A 14589-nucleotide genomic window follows, 5' to 3' on the forward strand; every position below is an offset into this window, starting at 1 on the left:
TCGGGGATGGGGCGGGATTCAACGTTCGGGGCCACCCGGGTTGCAGCGCGCGTCGACCGTGGCCGGATAGCCGACCGCCGGGCGCCAGGGTTCGAGATTCCAGCTCGGCTTGTCCGGTTCTACCAGCCGGGCCCATGCCCAGTGGCAGATGAACTGGTCGCGCATGCCGGGCGTGTCCGCGTCGGGTGCTTGCCGGAGTACCTCCTGCCAGGCGCGTTCGTCGGTGCCGGGAGTCGTGGTGCGGCGACCGGCCGTAGTGGGGTAGACCAGCAATCGCGTGCCGTCGATGGCCTGGGTCCAGTCGGTGTGATCGATGAGCGGCAGTCCGGCATAGGGATCGACGGTGGGTGTGCTGGTCGGCTTCGGCGGCGGCGTCGCGGAAACCGTTGTCGGGACCGGGGATACGGCGGCGGTGTCGGTGGACGTACAGGCCGTTGGCAGCAAAGCGGCGCACAGCAGTACGGTCGTTCGAGCGTGGAATACGACCTCGCGCCGCCGCGGGCGAAACGGCCGGTTCTGGTGTCGCACTCCGGCTCCTTTCGCGTCGTGCGGGCCGTGCACGAACCGGTCCTGCCCTTCGAGCCTAGCGACCGCCCGGTACCGTCGACAGCCACCCGGCCCGGCCTCGGGCGCGGGCAACCCCGTGGCGACGGCCGGGCAACCGGCGTGCAGCCCCCGCGTACGCCACTGATTGTGGTGGCTTGCCCCTGGCTGTCGCGGTGGGGATAGTCGTTCGATGATGTGTACACGGATCATGGCGGGGGCGGCCGGGGTCATGATCTCGGTGGGCGTCGCGTTGGCGCCGCAGGCGGTGGCCGGCGTGGGTGAGGCGCCGGGAACGGTGACCGACCAGGTGGAACTGACCGGGCGGTTCCGGGTCGACGGCGCGGAGACCGCGCAGCGGCTGACCTATTGGTCGCGCGGACCACGCGGACCCATGCAGAGCACCGGCGTCGTCTATGTGCCGCCGGGTCCGCCGCCACCGGGCGGGTGGCCGATCGTCGCCTACGCGCACGGCACCACCGGCATCGCCGATCAATGCGCGTTCACCCTGGAACCGCGGGTCTACTATCTGGATTCGCTGTACCCGGAGCTGTTGCGGGCCGGGTACGCGGTGGTGATCTCGGACTATGTCGGGCTCGGTACACCGGGCACGCATCCGTACCTCGACGGGCCCTCGCAGGCCCGCAGCGTGATCGACGGCGTGCGGGCGGCGCGGGCGGTGGCGCCGGCGCTCGGCACCAGGTGGGCGGTGCTCGGGCAGTCGCAAGGCGCGCAAGCGGCCCTGTTCACCGCGTCTCTCGGTCCGGCCGACGCGCCGGAACTCCAGCTGCGCGGCGCGGCCGCCACCGGTCCGCCGTCGAATCTCGAGCTGCTGATTCCGCTTGCCGGGCCGTGGATTCCGCGCCTGCCGCTGGAGAAGACGCCCGCCTATGTCGCCATGCTGCTGGCCGGATTGCGGGCCAGCGCACCGGAACTCGACGTGGACAGCTACCTGACCCCGGTCGGTCAGGAGGCGCTTCGGGTAGTGGAGACGGAGTGCATCACCGAGGCCAACGCCCGCCTGGCCGACGTGGCGATCGGTGCGATGCTGGCCAAGCCGCTCGATGATCCGGCGCTGTGGGCGGCGGCCAGGACGATGATGCGAATTCCGACCGCGGGCTATACGATTCCGCTGTTCGTCGGTCAGGGCTTGACGGATATGGAAGTGCCGCCGCCGCTGACCGCGAAACTGCTTGCCGAGCTGAGCCTGTCGGGCGCTGATCTCGAAACCCATCTCTACCCGGGCGATCATCTCGGCGCCGCGCGGGCGGCGCTGCCGGATGCCGTGGCCTTCCTGCGGCGGGTTCTGGCGCCCGCCTAGCGGAGTACTGTCGCCGGAATTGCCTTCGGTGCCAACCGGCATGGGGTGCCGACGTGCAGAAGGTGCCGGAAATCGGCCACTTCCGGCCCGGCGGCCGCGAAAGTCGGTCAGTGCCAGAGCGATCGGCAGGGGAGGCGGCGCAGTCCCGGCCGCAGCATGCCGTCCACCGTCACGGTGAGTCCGGCGTGCACCGCGGCGGAGGTGAACTCCCACGCCTCCGTGCTGCTGGCCGCGTACTCGAGGATCATCGCGTCGTCGGGGGTCGGGCCGTCGAAGTAGACGGTGACGCGCCGCGTCGGAATCTCCTCGATGTCTTCGCGGTATGCCAGTTTGCGCGCAGTGCCATCCATGCCCACCGTCTCCTTCCGAGCCCGGCGCGGCAACCGCGCCGGTACTGGTGAAAGGTAGAGCCGCGGCATGGAGGAGAACATGTTCCGTCTCGTTGGCTGGACATGTCACAGGACGGCGTCGCGGAGGTCGGGCTGTGTCACGAGCGAATGCGCATAACCGTCACAGACTGGTCGCTCCAAACTTGTGAGATTTCAACACGATCTCCGCCCTATCTGCCGCTCGGTGCCGAAATTGCCGAGGATGACTCACAACGTTGGACCATTCGAGAGGCACCTATCGATGAGTCAGGCCCTACGTTCGATGGGCAGGAGAGCGACCCGCACACGATTGACCCGCGCGTTCGGCGCGATGGCGGCCGGGCTGGTGCTCGTCGCCACGATGGCCGGGCCGGGCCACAGCGCGCCCCTCTATCCCGTACCGGACCCCGATCCCTTCTACGCGACACCGGCGGACATCGCGGACAAGCAGCCCGGCGAGGTGCTCGCGACCCGCGTGATGCCGCCGCTGCCGATCTTCCCGGACACCACGATCACCGTCGTCCGCTTCCGCTCCACCAGTTCGGAGAACAGGCCGATCGCGGCGACCACCACCGTGCTCACCCCGCGGTCGCACGCCAAGGACGGCCCGCTGCTGTCGTTTCAGCACATCATCAACGGACTGGGCGCCGAATGTTCGGTGTCCAAGGTCCTCTATACCAACGATCCGAATTTGGTCGTGCGCGAGGCGCCGGGCTGGAATGTGCTGCTGCAACGCGGCTGGACGGTCGCGCTGCCCGATCATCTCGGACCGAACTTCGCCTATGGCGCCGCGAAACTGGGCGGCCAGATCACCCTCGACGGCATCCGCGCGGTGCAGCGGGTGGCCGAATTGCAGGTGCGACAGAGTCCGGTGGCGATGGTCGGGTATTCCGGCGGCGGCATGGCCACCGCGTGGGCGGCCGCGCTCGCGCCGAAGTACGCGCCCGAACTGAACATCGCGGGCGCGGCCATGGGCGGCGTGCCGATGAACCTGGTGAAGATGCTGGAGTCGCTCGGCCTCAGCTCGCACCCGGTGTTCGGGCTCGCGCTGGCCGCCGGCCTCGGCCTGGAACGTGAGTATCCCGACCGCTTTCCGCTCAGCGAGCAGCTGAATGAGCGCGGGCTCGCGGCCCGCGCGCAGATGGCCAACAGCTGCACCAACGACATTCTCTCCGCGGGCGCCGGGCACGGCGCGCTCGACTTCGCGAAGACCACCTCGATGATCAACGACAACACCGCGCGCGGCGTGGTGGAGGAGAACAGCCTCGAGCTCTACGACGGCGTGCCGAAAACGCCGATCTTCGAATGGCATTCGCCGATCGACGGACTGATCCCGGTGGACGCCGTGGTGAACACCGACAAGCGCTGGTGCGCAGCCGGTGCAAAGGTGCAGACCGAGCAAATTCCGGTCCCCGACCACCTGACCGCCGCGGTGCTCGGAATCCCGGACGCGTTGAACTGGCTCGACGGCCGCTTCAGGGGGGAGCCGGCACCGAGTAACTGCTGAACCTCGACCGCGATGCCGCGCCGAACTGATTCGCGACCAGCGACATTCGGTGCGGTTGTTGCGGTTCGGCCACGTGTCACACACAACTCGGTCGTTTCAGCGCGGTGTTGCGCGCATGGCGGGTTAGCCTGACTGTCTGGTACAACCAGGGGCACTTTCGGGGGCGGAAGCCGCATCTCCCTGGCCGCCAGGTGAACCCGACGTCCGCACCCGAAGGCGTGTGCCATGAGATGCTTGCCTGCCATTGCCGTGGCACTGCTGATCGTCTGCCCGACAGTGACCGGGCAGGCGGCCGCCGAGCCGTTGCCCGCGCCGCCCGGCCTGCCTGCTCTCCCGCAATTGCCTTCGCTGCCACAGATTCCGGGCCTGTTCCCGCCGCCGCCGGACGGCGGTTCGCTGTTGCCCGGCGTGCAGAATCTGATCGATCAGGTGATTCCGCCGCCGCCGCTCGCGCAGGCCCCGGAACCGGGCCCGCCGGTGTGGGAGGCGACCAGTCTGTCGCCGCCGCTGGTCGCCCTGCGCGATGCGTCGTTGCCGGGCAATGTCGGTGATCCGATCTTCGATTCCTGGCCGTTCGATCTGGCGGGGTACGCCGAGGGGCAGGTCATCGAGTCACGTGACGTCACCGCGACCACCGCTCCGCTCATGCTGCTGCCGATTCAACGCGCGCAGCTGCTGAAGTACCGCACCACCGACGCGCACGGCGCGCCCTCCTTCGCCACCGCCACCCTGGTGGTTCCGGCCGCGCCCTGGCCGGGACCGGGGCCACGCCCGGTCGTGGTGAACAACCTGCCGATCGATGCGCTGGGCCGTAGCTGCACGCCGGGGTACACGCTGTCGCACGGCTTGAACCCTGACACCAGCGCCACCGATTTCGTCCCGCCCACCACCTATGTCGCCGCGCTGCGCGGATACGCGGTGCTCATCCCGGACCACGAGGGCCCGTGGATGGCCTACGCCGAACCGGTCGTCGCCGGGCACGCGGTGCTCGACTCGATCCGCGCGGTACGCGGCCTGCTGCCCGCGGAGTTCGGTGCGAGCAAATTCGGCATGGCCGGATATTCCGGCGGGGCGATCGCCACGCACGGCGCGGTGAAGCTGATCGACGGTTACGCGCCGGAATTGGCGGACGTCATCGTCGGCGCCGCGCTGGGTGGCGTGCCCGCGGACTACGAGATCCTGTCCCGCAGCATGAACGGCAACCTCGCCTCCGCGGTGTTCATGGCGGCGGTGTTCGGCATCGGCCGGGAGCGGCCCGAGATCCTGGCCAGGATGAACAATCTGGCGCAGTGGGTGGTGACCTCGCCGGCGAAGAACTTCTGCGGTAGTACCTACGGGTTGATCGGGGTGCTCATGCTGCCGATCGATATCGCCGCCAACATTCCCGATCCGCTGCATTCCGGGGTCGCCGAGGATATTTATCGGGTAACCAAAATGGCCGACATGAAGTCCGGCACGCCGCTGTATGTCTATAACGGCGAGCAGGAATTCTGGATTCCCGCCGAAGGCGCGCGCAATCTCTATCTCGAGCAATGCAGGCTCGGCGTGTCCGCGGTCTATCGCAGCGTGCTGGGGGAGCACGTCATCGCGGCCGCGCTCGGCTATCCAGAAGCGATGCTCTGGTTGGATCAGCGCCTGCAGGGTGTGCCGGCACCGAATGAATGCTGACGATTTGCCATCGCTCGGGTGCGTCGTCAAGGCCGCTGCGTAATCGGTGTTAGCGTTTCCGGCGTTTGCCGCGATCTACCACGGACGACCCCCACACCCGATGTCGGCTGGGCCGAGTCCGGGCCGGCTGCCCCTGCGCCGCGACCCTGTCGCGTTTCGGTATGGTGGGCCGGTCCGGGCGAGCTCGACGCCAGGATTCGCGAAAGAGGCACATGAACGACATCACGACCACCGCGTCCGAACAGGCATTGGCCCTGGTGGGACGGCATTTCCGGATGACCGAGCACTACGAGGTAGGGCGCGAGAAGATCCGCGAGTTCGCCCGCGCCGTGCACGACAAGCATCCGGCGCACTGGCATGAGGACGCCGCCGCCGAGCTGGGCTACGACGGCCTGATCGCGCCGCTGACCTTCACCTCGATCATGCTGATGCTGATGCAGCGCAACATGTTCGAGTCGGTGCTCACCGCCTACGACATCGGTCAGGTGTTGCAGACCGAACAGTCGATCCAGGTACACCGGCCGGTGCTGGCCGGGGATCAGCTGCACTGCGTCTCCTACATCGAGTCGTTCCGGCAGTTCGGCGACAAAGACTTCATGGTGACCAAGAACGTGCTCACCAACCAGCACAAGGAACTGCTGCAGACCGCGACCTCCACCGCGGTCGCGCAGACCGGCGTGGAAATCGCCAAGGAGCTGGTGACCGCGGTCGACGGGGTGATCATGACCGGCCAATCCGGCGCCGACCGCCACGATGCCGCGGCACAGCGCGCGGCCGTCGGCGCGGAGGCGGGCGTGGTCGAGTGCTTCGACGAGCCCGCGCAGGCCGATCCGCTGGACCGGCAGCGCCCGCCGCACACCGTGCCGAGCTTCGACGATCTTGCCGTCGGCCTGGAACTTCCGGTGCGCTCGATGCCGCTCTCCCGCGGCGATCTGGTGAATTACGCGGGCGTATCCGGTGATTCGAACCCGATCCACTTCAGCGATGTGGTCGCGCGCAGCGCAGGCCTGCCCGATGTGGTCGCGCACGGGTTGCTCACCATGGGCCTCGGCGCCGGCTACCTGACCTCGTGGCTCGGCGATCCGGCCGCGGTCACGAACTATGGCGTGCGCTTCGCCGGATTCGCGCCGGTCGCGGCGACGAAGGCGAGCGAGATCGAGTTCCGCGGCAAGGTGAAGTCGCTGGATCCCGAGCGGCGCACGGCCACGGTGTCGCTGACCGCGACCTGTGACGGCCGGAAGCTGTTCGGCCGCGCGACGGCGGATATCGCGCTGCGCTGAGCCGACGCGCTCGGCAGCCGCGTTGCGCGGGTGGCCGCCGCGCCGCGCCGAACGGTTGCGCGGAGAAGTTGCGCCGATCTCGGTCCGCACGCCATTCGCGTCTGGCGTCGCGGCCCGGGATTCCGCGTTGTGGGCGGCCGGTGGACTCGCGGTCCGGCACCGGCACAGGGTCTTTCGTCAGTAGAAACAAGTAACCCCGGCATGGCAAACTCGGAGAATGCGTCCTTCGGAGGTGCGAAAGCCGGCTGATTCCCGGCCGTTCGGCGGGGTGACGCCGGCGGGCGGACCGACCGTGCTCCGGATGATGCTCGGCAGCAGGCTGCGCAGGCTCCGTGAGGGCTGCGGGCTGACCCGCGAGGACGCGGGCGAGGCGATTCGCGGCTCGGAGTCCAAGATCAGCAGGCTGGAACTCGGCCGCACCGGCTTCCGGGTGCGCGACCTGGTCGATCTGCTCGACCTCTACCAGGTCACCGATCCGACCGAGCGCGAGGAATACCTGGAACTGGCGCGGCAGGGCAACGCCTCGGGCTGGTGGCATCGGGACAACGACTGGCTGCCCAAGTGGTACGACACCTATCTCGGCCTGGAACAGGCGGCGACGCTGGTCCGCGCCTACGAGCCGAGGGCCGTGCCGGAGTTGCTGCAAACCCCCGAGTACGCGCGCGCGTTGCTGTCGCTGGCTCATTCGGGCGAGCCGCAGCACGCCATCGAACGGCGTGTCGCGCTGCGGGTGCGTCGGCAGGAGATCCTCGACCGGCCGAATCCGCCGCAGCTGTGGGTGGTCGTCGAGGAAGCGGCGCTGTCCCGGCCGATCGGCGGCTCCACGGTGTGGAACGACCAGATCGACCACCTGTTACGGGTCGTCGCCAAGAACAACGTGATTGTCCAGGTGCTGGCCGATCACGTGGGCGGACCCGCACTGGCCGACGGCGCGTTCACCATCTTGCGCTTCGCCGAGGCCGACCTGCCCGACATCGTCTACCTCCAGCAGCTCACCAGCGCGCTGTACCTGGACAAGCAGGGCGATCTGGACGCGTATCGCGCTGTGGCGAACCAGCTTTCGGTGCACGCCGCGCCGCCGGAGTACACCGTCTCGCTGTTGCAGGCGCTGCGCCGCCGCCAGCCGCGGATCCTCGATCAGCCGTCGAGCATCCGCCGGGCTTGACCCCTCCGCCCGCCTTCATGATTCGGCTCGGCCGAATTGGGCATGCGATAACCACGCGAATCTCGTAGCGCGCTCGGCGGGAACCGGCCCACGTCGCCGAGCGACCCCGAACCGAGCCGTCTTGGGCCCGAAGTATTGTCCCATTGGGACAATAAGGTGGTAAGCTGAGGATATGAGCGACGACGGTGTCGATCTCGATGGCCGTCGACTGCGGACCAGGCGCAGCCGGGAAGCGTTGTCGCGCGCGGCCTTCGACCTGCTCACCGAGCGGGGCCTCGGCGCGGTCGCCGTCGAGGACATCGCGGTGCGGGCCGGCGTCACCCGGCGCACCTTCAGTCGCCATTTCACCTCCATCGCCGAAGCCATCCTCGGCGATGTCGACCAGGACGTTCACCTGTTCAACGAGGCGCTCTGCCGCCGCCCGCCGCACGAGTCGCCGCTGCTCGCCTACCGCAACGCCGTCCACGACTGGTTCGCCGTCGAATACGGCGGCGAACGCGCCGCGCTGCTGGCCCGGCGATGGACGCTGTTCCAGCTCTTCGAAGACGAACCCGATTTGTTCGCCGGATATCAGCGCATCCGCATCGAGGGTCAGCGAGAATCGGTGCGGATCATTGCCGCCCGGCTCGGTGTCGACCCGGAGCGGGACGTGCGCCCGGCTACCGCGGTGGCCGCCGGGGCGGGCCTGCTCATCTCGGCGTTGCAGACCTGGGCCGCCGGCGACGACCCGAGCGCTCTACCCGATCTCATCGAGGAATACTTCGCCACACTCGTCGCACTCACCACCGAATTCTGGACCGAGGAGTCACCGTCATGACCACAGGGTCGGTGAATATGTATCGCAGGACGTGCCGCCGCGTCGGGCTGGACCGAAACCCGATGCGCCGCAGAGAGGATCGCGTGCAGACCATGGTCGCCGCGGCGCTGGCGCTGGTGTTCCTGATCATTGTCCCGGTGCTGGTGCTGACCGTCGGAGTGAGCGTGTATCACACGGAAACCGCTGTGGTGCAAGCCAAGACGGCGCAGCTGCACCAGGTCGAGGCGACGGTGACCGAGACCGGCAAGGCGCCGCTGTACGCGCCGATCATGCCGGCCAAGGTGCAGTGGAAGGACGCCGACGGTGTGGTGCACACCGAGGACTATCAATCGACCACCCTGGTCCAACCCGGCCAATCCGTCACGATCTGGCTGAACGGCGCCGACAAGATCGTCGAACCGCCCTCCGGGACCCAGGCGCTCAGCAAGGCCGTCCTGCTCACCGGTGGCGCGCTGCTCGGCGCGACGATCGTGGTGGCGGGCAGCTACTTCGCCCTGCGTCGCGGCCTGGACCGCCGGCGCCTGCGGATGTGGGAAATGGAATGGGCCACAGCGGATCTGCGCTGGGGCAGCCACAGCTGACCGAGTGGTGCGGCGTGCCCGCCGGACGAGGGTAGGGTACAGGCTCGGCGGGCACGTCGCATGCCCGAGTCGCGGCGAACGACGGCCGGGCACGCACTAGACGCTAGGTCATCGCGCCCGAACCCGTTCGGCGCGAACGCGATCACCGGAAACCCCACGATCCGATACCCGGTTGCGTTGTGACTCAACACAACCGGGTATCTGCGTTCAGACCGGCAGCAGGCTGTGCTTGCGCGGATTCGGCTTGGCCGTGTTCTTCTCCCGCAGCAGGCGCAGCGCCTTACGGATCTCCAGCCGGGTCTGGGACGGCTCGATCACCGCGTCGATATAGCCGCGCTCGGCGGCGATCCACGGGGTAGCCATGGTGGCGTTGTAGAAGTCGATCATCTGCTGCCGCACCGCAGCCCGCTGATCCACCGGGGCCGCCTCCAGCTGCCTGCGGCCGACGATGCCGACCATGCTCTCCGCGCCCATCACCGCGATTCGCGCGGTCGGCCAGGCCAGGCTGATGTCGGCGCCGAGCTGCTTGCAGCCCATCACCGCGTAGCCGCCGCCGTAGGCCTTGCGGGTCACGACCGTCACGATCGGCACGGTCGCCTCGATCACCGCGCGGAAGAAGCGTCCGCCGCGCTTGATCACGCCGTTGCGCTCCTCCTCGATGCCCGGCAGCACGCCCGGCGTGTCGACCACGAAGATGATCGGCAGCCCGTACGCGTCGCAGAGCCGGATGAAGTGCGTCGCCTTGTCCGAGGCCTGCGCGTCGAGCGCGCCGCCCAGCGCCTGCGGCTGGTTGGCGACCACGCCGACGCTGCGGCCGTCGACCCGGGCGAAACCGGTGATCAGGTTCTGCGCGGTGCCCGCGCCCAGCTCGTGGAAGTCGCCGTCGTCGAAGATCCGGAGCAGGATCTGATGCATGTCATAGCCGACCTTGTCCGAATCCGGGATGATCGAATTCAGTTCGAGGTCATGGCTGGTCACCTCCGGCTCCAGGCCGGGATTCACCACCGGGGGCTGCTCCAGGCAGCTGGACGGCAGGTAGCTCAGGTAGTCGCGCACCCAGTCGAAGGCGGCCTGCTCGTCCGGCGCGACGTGGTGGACGGTGCCGTTGCGGGTCAGGGCCGCGGCGCCGCCGAGTTCCTCCGCGCTCACGTCGGCGCCGGTCACCTCCTTGGTGACCTCCGGCCCGGTGACGAACATGTACGACTTCTCGGTGGCGACCAGGACGTCCATGTTGACCGGCCCGTACACCGAGCCTGCGGCGCACTTGCCGAGCATGACGGCCACCTGCGGCACATAGCCGGACATGTCGCCCTGCCGTCGGCACATCAGCGCGTACCAGGCCAGCGAGGTGACCGCGTCCTGGATGCGGGCGCCGCCGGAGTCGTTGATCGCGACCACCGGGCAGGCGTTCTCGTAGGCGAACTCCATGGCGGCCGCGACCTTGCGGCCGAACATCTCGCCGACCGAGCCGCCGTGCACGGTCTGGTCGTGCGCGATCACCACGACGGGCCGGTCGTCGATGCGGCCGCGGCCGGTGACCACGCCATCGCCGTACATGGCGCCCGGCTGCGCGGACTGGCGCATGAGCGCGCCGATCTCGACGAAGCTGCCCGGATCGAGCAGCGCGCGCACGCGTTGCCGGGCGCTCGGTATCCCCTTGGCTTTGCGCTTCGCGATGCCGGTCTCGCCGGCGGGTTCCTCAGCAAGCTCCAGGATCCCCCGTAGCTCTTCCAGCTTCTCTCGCGTACCGCTCATGTGTGGTTTTTTGCCCTTCGAAAACTCTGCAGCGTCGCCGTACGGGGCGCAGCGCTCGATGGTATCCGTGGTGAGAGCTACTGCACAGTTGTTCGTCACATCTCATGGGAGAGCTCACAGGTTTGCCCGTGGCATCGATGGTTCCTGCGATATGGCACGCGGCCTGCGAAGGGGCACGATGCTTGTGCAACTTACCAGTCGGTGCGCGGCGCGCCGATGACCGCTCCCGAGGATCGCCGAGATGTCTGTCCGGTGGCCGGAACTTAGCGTTAGGGTGACCTCGACGCAGCGCCGGAATGCGCGGTCGGCGCTGCGTCACACATTATTTCGGGGTCGAGCGTTCGCATCGATGGGATAATCGCCGAGCGCGGCGTACGGTACGACTGCCGGAATTCTTGGCGTCCAGCACAGTTGACATGGCGAAAAACACTCCGGTGCTTGTGATTTCGCCCAATGTGCCACCGGCCGGCTGATGACTTTCCTGATTTCGCGGACGTATCCCGATTCGATCACGATCCGCCGTTAACCTTCGATAGTCATGACGGCTATGCGGGTTGGTTCGAGTTCCGAGAGTCTGGCGGCGAAACTGCTCGACTACCTGACGCCGAGGACGGGCGGTGAGCTGTCCGGCGAGGTCGCCGCGACCACGCGGGATTGCATGGCGGCGGCCGTCGAGTCGCTCGCCCCGCGCACCGGACGGCGGGTAGCGGAGCCGGCCGAAATCGCCGGTGCCGCAATGCGGTGGGCGCGCGAGGGGGTCGCCCTGGAAACCGTGCTGGCCGCCTATCATGACGAACTCCGTTCCGGCCTGGAATTCGTTGCGGCGCATACCGAAGACGACGACGGGGTGGCCGGCGCGCAGCTGATTCTGCGGGTGCTGGAAATGGTGACGGTCGCCGCCTCCACCGCCTATGTCGACGAACATCGCGTGGTGGCACGGGAACACCAGACGGCGGCGCAGACGATGGTGTCCGCGCTCCTCGGCGGGCACGCGGTCGGTGACCTGGTGAACCAGACCGGGATCGCCGTCGCGCCCGCGTATCAGGTGGTGGCGCTGAGCATTCCGGCTCACCCCGACGAGCGAAGACCCGGCGCGGGCACCGCGGCCGCCCGGCGCAAGCTGCGCAGAGTGCAAGCGGCACTGGCCGATCCGCTCGGTTCGCGCGCGCTGTCACTGCTGTCCGCGGCGGGCGGCACGGTGCTGGTACCGGCCGATATCCGCCCCGCTCGGGTCGGCGCGCCGTCGATGACCGCCGACGTCCTGACCGTGCTGACCGAGGCCGCCGAGGTGCCGCTGACCGCCGTGGTGGCCGCCGGTCCCACCGCACGCATCCCGGAACTCGCCGCCCGCACCCACGACCTGCTCGACCGCATCCGCGCCGCGGGCCGGGCGCCCGGCCTGTACCGGGTGGCCGACCCGCAGGAGGCGGCCGATTGTGATCCGGCCCAGCAAGTCCGGATACCCGTCGTCACCTCGACCAATGATCACGAAATAGGGCGTTCCGCCTGAACTTCGCGGCCTAGTGTCGAATTTCGCCGCGCTGCCCGCGCCGAGCATAAGGAGTATGTGTGCCGACCGCGTTGACCGATACCGATATTCTCCGCGAACTGGAACCCGTCGCCGAACGATTGCTCAACGAGCACCTGCGCAAAGCCAAAGCGTGGAACCCGCACGACTATGTGCCCTGGGACGACGGCCGCAATTTCGCCGCGCTGGGTGGAATAGATTGGGAGCCCGGTCAATCGAAGCTCACCGAGGTGGCCAGGACGGCGATGGTGACCAACCTGCTCACCGAGGACAACCTGCCGTCCTATCACCGCGAGATCTCGGAATCGTTCTCCCTGGACGGCGTCTGGGGCACCTGGGTGGGGCGCTGGACCGCCGAGGAGAATCGGCACGCCATCGTCATGCGCGATTATCTGGTGGTCACCCGCGCGGTCGATCCGGTGCTGCTGGAACAGGCCAGGATGGCGCATATGACCACCGGAATCGCGAAACCGGTGCGGGGGCCCCAGTTTCTGCGCTCGGTCGCTTATGTGACATTGCAGGAATTGGCCACCAGAATCAGTCATCGGAACACCGGAACCGCCTGCGCCGAACCCATCGCCGAGCGTATGCTCCAACGGATCGCCGCCGACGAAAACCTGCACATGATCTTTTATCGCAACATCAGCGCCGCCGCCCTCGACCTGATGCCGAACGAGACGCTTCGTGCCATCACCGACGTCGTCACGCGCTTCCAGATGCCCGGCCTCACCCAGCCGAACTTCCGCCGCAACGCCGTCGTGCTGGCCAAACACGGCATCTACGACCTACGCCAGCACCTGGACGTCGTGGTGCGGCCGGTGCTGCGGGCGTGGAATGTGTTCGAGCGCACCGACCTATCCGGCGACGGGGAACGGGCCCGCGATCAGCTCGGCGCCTACCTCGACGAATTGGCCGAGAAGGCAACCCGATTCGAGGAGCAGCGGGACCGGGTGGCGGCCCGCCAGGCAGAACGAGCCGCCGCGGCGCGATGAGCTACCGAGCGACGATCAGCGCGGCGGCGATGGCGGTCATCGCCGCGACGGTCGCGGTGCCCGCGGTCGCGGACACCCCCGGCGTGCCGAGCGCGCCGCCGCCCGCCGTCGACCCGGCCATGACCAGGACCGGGCTGATCTCGATCGACAGCGTCGGCGCGCACCGCGACCACCTGAAGATCGCGTCGGCGGCCATGCGCCGGATCATCGAGGTCGACGTGCTGCGCGGCACCGGTACCGGCCCGCGCCCGACGTTGTATCTGCTCGACGGGGTCGACGGCGAGACCACCTCGGGCTGGCTGAGCAAGGGCGGCGCCGCGGAGTTCTTCGCGGACAAGCCGGTCGACGTGGTGCTGACCAGCGGCGGCACCGGCAGCATGTACAGCGACTGGGACCGCCACGACGCCGCCCTCGGCCTGAACCGCTGGGAAACCTTTCTCACCGAGGAACTTCCACCGATCGTGGAATCGATGCTGAAGTCCAGCGGCCGCCGCGCCATCGCCGGCGTCTCGATGGGCGCGCAGGCGGCGATGATGCTGGCCCAGCGACATCCGGGCCGCTACCGCGCGGTGGCCGGTCTCAGCGGCTGCTACTCCACCGCGGACCCGCTCGGCCGCGCCGTCACCACGATCACCGTCGCCTCGCGCGGCGGCAACGTCGAGAACCTCTGGGGCCCACCGACTTCCCCGGAGTGGGCGGAACACGACAGCGTGCTCGGCGCGGCCGAACTGCGCGGCACCGCGATCTACCTATCCGCCGCGACCGGCGTGCCGACCGGCGCCGATCTGGTGGCCATCGCACAGTCGCCGACCATCGTCGAGGCACTGCGCTTGGCCGGCGGCGGCGCGGCGCTGGAGGCGGGCGCGCGCTCGTGCACCGAGCGGTTCGCCGGACGATTGAGCGAGCTGAACATTCCCGCCACCGTCGAATACGACGCCGCGGGCATGCACACCTGGCCCGACTTCGAGGCGGAACTGCCCCGCGCCTGGGCGGTGCTGTCGAAGGCGCTGGAGCTGCCGTCGCCGAAGTGACCGGCGACGCAGCGCGGAATCACCGGACGCGCG

13 protein-coding genes are annotated in these 14589 nt (G+C 68.5%); 10 read left to right on the plus strand and 3 right to left on the minus strand.

The annotated features are described in order from the left end of the window. Window positions 1–18 precede the first annotated feature (18 nt). Complete coding sequence (locus ACFQ9K_RS29980) at window positions 19–528, minus strand: DUF2599 domain-containing protein (RefSeq protein WP_378719225.1); 510 nt, start codon at window positions 526–528, stop codon at window positions 19–21. Between the two features lie 211 nt (window positions 529–739). Here ACFQ9K_RS29980 and ACFQ9K_RS29985 point away from each other — a divergent pair, with 211 nt between their 5' ends. Further along, entirely contained in the window at window positions 740–1864 is a 1125-nt protein-coding gene (locus ACFQ9K_RS29985; protein ID WP_378719251.1) for a lipase family protein, read from the plus strand. Window positions 1865–1971: 107 nt separating this feature from the next. Here ACFQ9K_RS29985 and ACFQ9K_RS29990 read toward each other — a convergent pair whose 3' ends face one another. Beyond that, on the minus strand, window positions 1972–2214 hold the full coding sequence (locus ACFQ9K_RS29990; RefSeq protein WP_378719224.1) for a hypothetical protein: 243 nt from the start codon (window positions 2212–2214) through the stop codon (window positions 1972–1974). A 301-nt stretch (window positions 2215–2515) separates the two neighbouring features. On the opposite strand from ACFQ9K_RS29990, the gene ACFQ9K_RS29995 reads away from it, so the two are divergent. From ACFQ9K_RS29995 to ACFQ9K_RS30020, 6 genes are all read left to right on the plus strand, one after another. Continuing rightward, complete coding sequence (locus ACFQ9K_RS29995; protein WP_378719222.1) at window positions 2516–3739, plus strand: lipase family protein; 1224 nt, start codon at window positions 2516–2518, stop codon at window positions 3737–3739. 225 nt (window positions 3740–3964) lie between these two features. Further along, entirely contained in the window at window positions 3965–5407 is a 1443-nt protein-coding gene (locus ACFQ9K_RS30000) for a lipase family protein (RefSeq protein ID WP_378719220.1), read from the plus strand. Between the two features lie 212 nt (window positions 5408–5619). Next, a complete protein-coding gene (locus ACFQ9K_RS30005; protein ID WP_378719219.1) occupies window positions 5620–6687 on the plus strand; it encodes a fused (3R)-hydroxyacyl-ACP dehydratase subunits HadA/HadB in 1068 nt (355 codons plus the stop codon). A gap of 217 nt (window positions 6688–6904) precedes the next feature. Beyond that, window positions 6905–7852, plus strand: a complete 948-nt coding sequence (locus ACFQ9K_RS30010; protein ID WP_378719217.1) for a helix-turn-helix domain-containing protein — start codon at window positions 6905–6907, stop codon at window positions 7850–7852. Between the two features lie 172 nt (window positions 7853–8024). Next, window positions 8025–8669, plus strand: coding sequence for a TetR/AcrR family transcriptional regulator (locus ACFQ9K_RS30015; RefSeq protein ID WP_378719215.1), 645 nt, complete (start codon window positions 8025–8027; stop codon window positions 8667–8669). Then, window positions 8666–9250: a hypothetical protein gene (locus ACFQ9K_RS30020; RefSeq protein ID WP_378719214.1), complete on the plus strand. Its 585-nt coding sequence runs from the start codon at window positions 8666–8668 to the stop codon at window positions 9248–9250. The genes ACFQ9K_RS30015 and ACFQ9K_RS30020 overlap by 4 nt, the downstream gene beginning before the upstream one ends. Before the next feature lie 207 nt (window positions 9251–9457). Here ACFQ9K_RS30020 and ACFQ9K_RS30025 read toward each other — a convergent pair whose 3' ends face one another. Then, complete coding sequence (locus ACFQ9K_RS30025; protein ID WP_378719212.1) at window positions 9458–11005, minus strand: acyl-CoA carboxylase subunit beta; 1548 nt, start codon at window positions 11003–11005, stop codon at window positions 9458–9460. Between the two features lie 538 nt (window positions 11006–11543). Here ACFQ9K_RS30025 and ACFQ9K_RS30030 point away from each other — a divergent pair. From ACFQ9K_RS30030 to ACFQ9K_RS30040, 3 genes are read left to right on the plus strand one after another with little or no spacing between them, the layout of a single operon-like run. Further along, a complete protein-coding gene (locus tag ACFQ9K_RS30030) occupies window positions 11544–12515 on the plus strand; it encodes a transcriptional regulator (protein ID WP_378719210.1) in 972 nt (323 codons plus the stop codon). A 59-nt stretch (window positions 12516–12574) separates the two neighbouring features. Then, the gene (locus ACFQ9K_RS30035; protein WP_378719209.1) at window positions 12575–13525 is read left to right on the plus strand and encodes an acyl-ACP desaturase; all 951 of its coding nucleotides are present in this window, start codon (window positions 12575–12577) and stop codon (window positions 13523–13525) included. Further along, on the plus strand, window positions 13522–14556 hold the full coding sequence (locus ACFQ9K_RS30040; protein ID WP_378719207.1) for an alpha/beta hydrolase: 1035 nt from the start codon (window positions 13522–13524) through the stop codon (window positions 14554–14556). The genes ACFQ9K_RS30035 and ACFQ9K_RS30040 overlap by 4 nt, the downstream gene beginning before the upstream one ends. The last annotated feature ends 33 nt before the right edge of the window (window positions 14557–14589 follow it).

The sequence above is a fragment of the Nocardia sp. NPDC056564 genome (assembly GCF_042793755.1).
GTDB lineage: Bacteria > Actinomycetota > Actinomycetes > Mycobacteriales > Mycobacteriaceae > Nocardia.

Excerpts from the sequence above, each read along its gene's own strand:
- ACFQ9K_RS30015 (WP_378719215.1), top strand. The coding sequence starts at position 8,025 with ATGAGCGACGACGGTGTCGATCTCGATGGCCGTCGACTGCGGACCAGG.
- ACFQ9K_RS30010 (WP_378719217.1), top strand. The coding sequence starts at position 6,905 with ATGCGTCCTTCGGAGGTGCGAAAGCCGGCTGATTCCCGGCCGTTCGGC.
- ACFQ9K_RS29995 (WP_378719222.1), top strand. The coding sequence starts at position 2,516 with ATGGGCAGGAGAGCGACCCGCACACGATTGACCCGCGCGTTCGGCGCG.
- ACFQ9K_RS30025 (WP_378719212.1), bottom strand. The coding sequence starts at position 11,005 with ATGAGCGGTACGCGAGAGAAGCTGGAAGAGCTACGGGGGATCCTGGAG.
- ACFQ9K_RS29985 (WP_378719251.1), top strand. The coding sequence starts at position 740 with ATGTGTACACGGATCATGGCGGGGGCGGCCGGGGTCATGATCTCGGTG.
- ACFQ9K_RS29990 (WP_378719224.1), bottom strand. The coding sequence starts at position 2,214 with ATGGATGGCACTGCGCGCAAACTGGCATACCGCGAAGACATCGAGGAG.
- ACFQ9K_RS30030 (WP_378719210.1), top strand. The coding sequence starts at position 11,544 with ATGACGGCTATGCGGGTTGGTTCGAGTTCCGAGAGTCTGGCGGCGAAA.
- ACFQ9K_RS30040 (WP_378719207.1), top strand. The coding sequence starts at position 13,522 with ATGAGCTACCGAGCGACGATCAGCGCGGCGGCGATGGCGGTCATCGCC.
- ACFQ9K_RS30005 (WP_378719219.1), top strand. The coding sequence starts at position 5,620 with ATGAACGACATCACGACCACCGCGTCCGAACAGGCATTGGCCCTGGTG.
- ACFQ9K_RS30000 (WP_378719220.1), top strand. The coding sequence starts at position 3,965 with ATGAGATGCTTGCCTGCCATTGCCGTGGCACTGCTGATCGTCTGCCCG.
- ACFQ9K_RS30020 (WP_378719214.1), top strand. The coding sequence starts at position 8,666 with ATGACCACAGGGTCGGTGAATATGTATCGCAGGACGTGCCGCCGCGTC.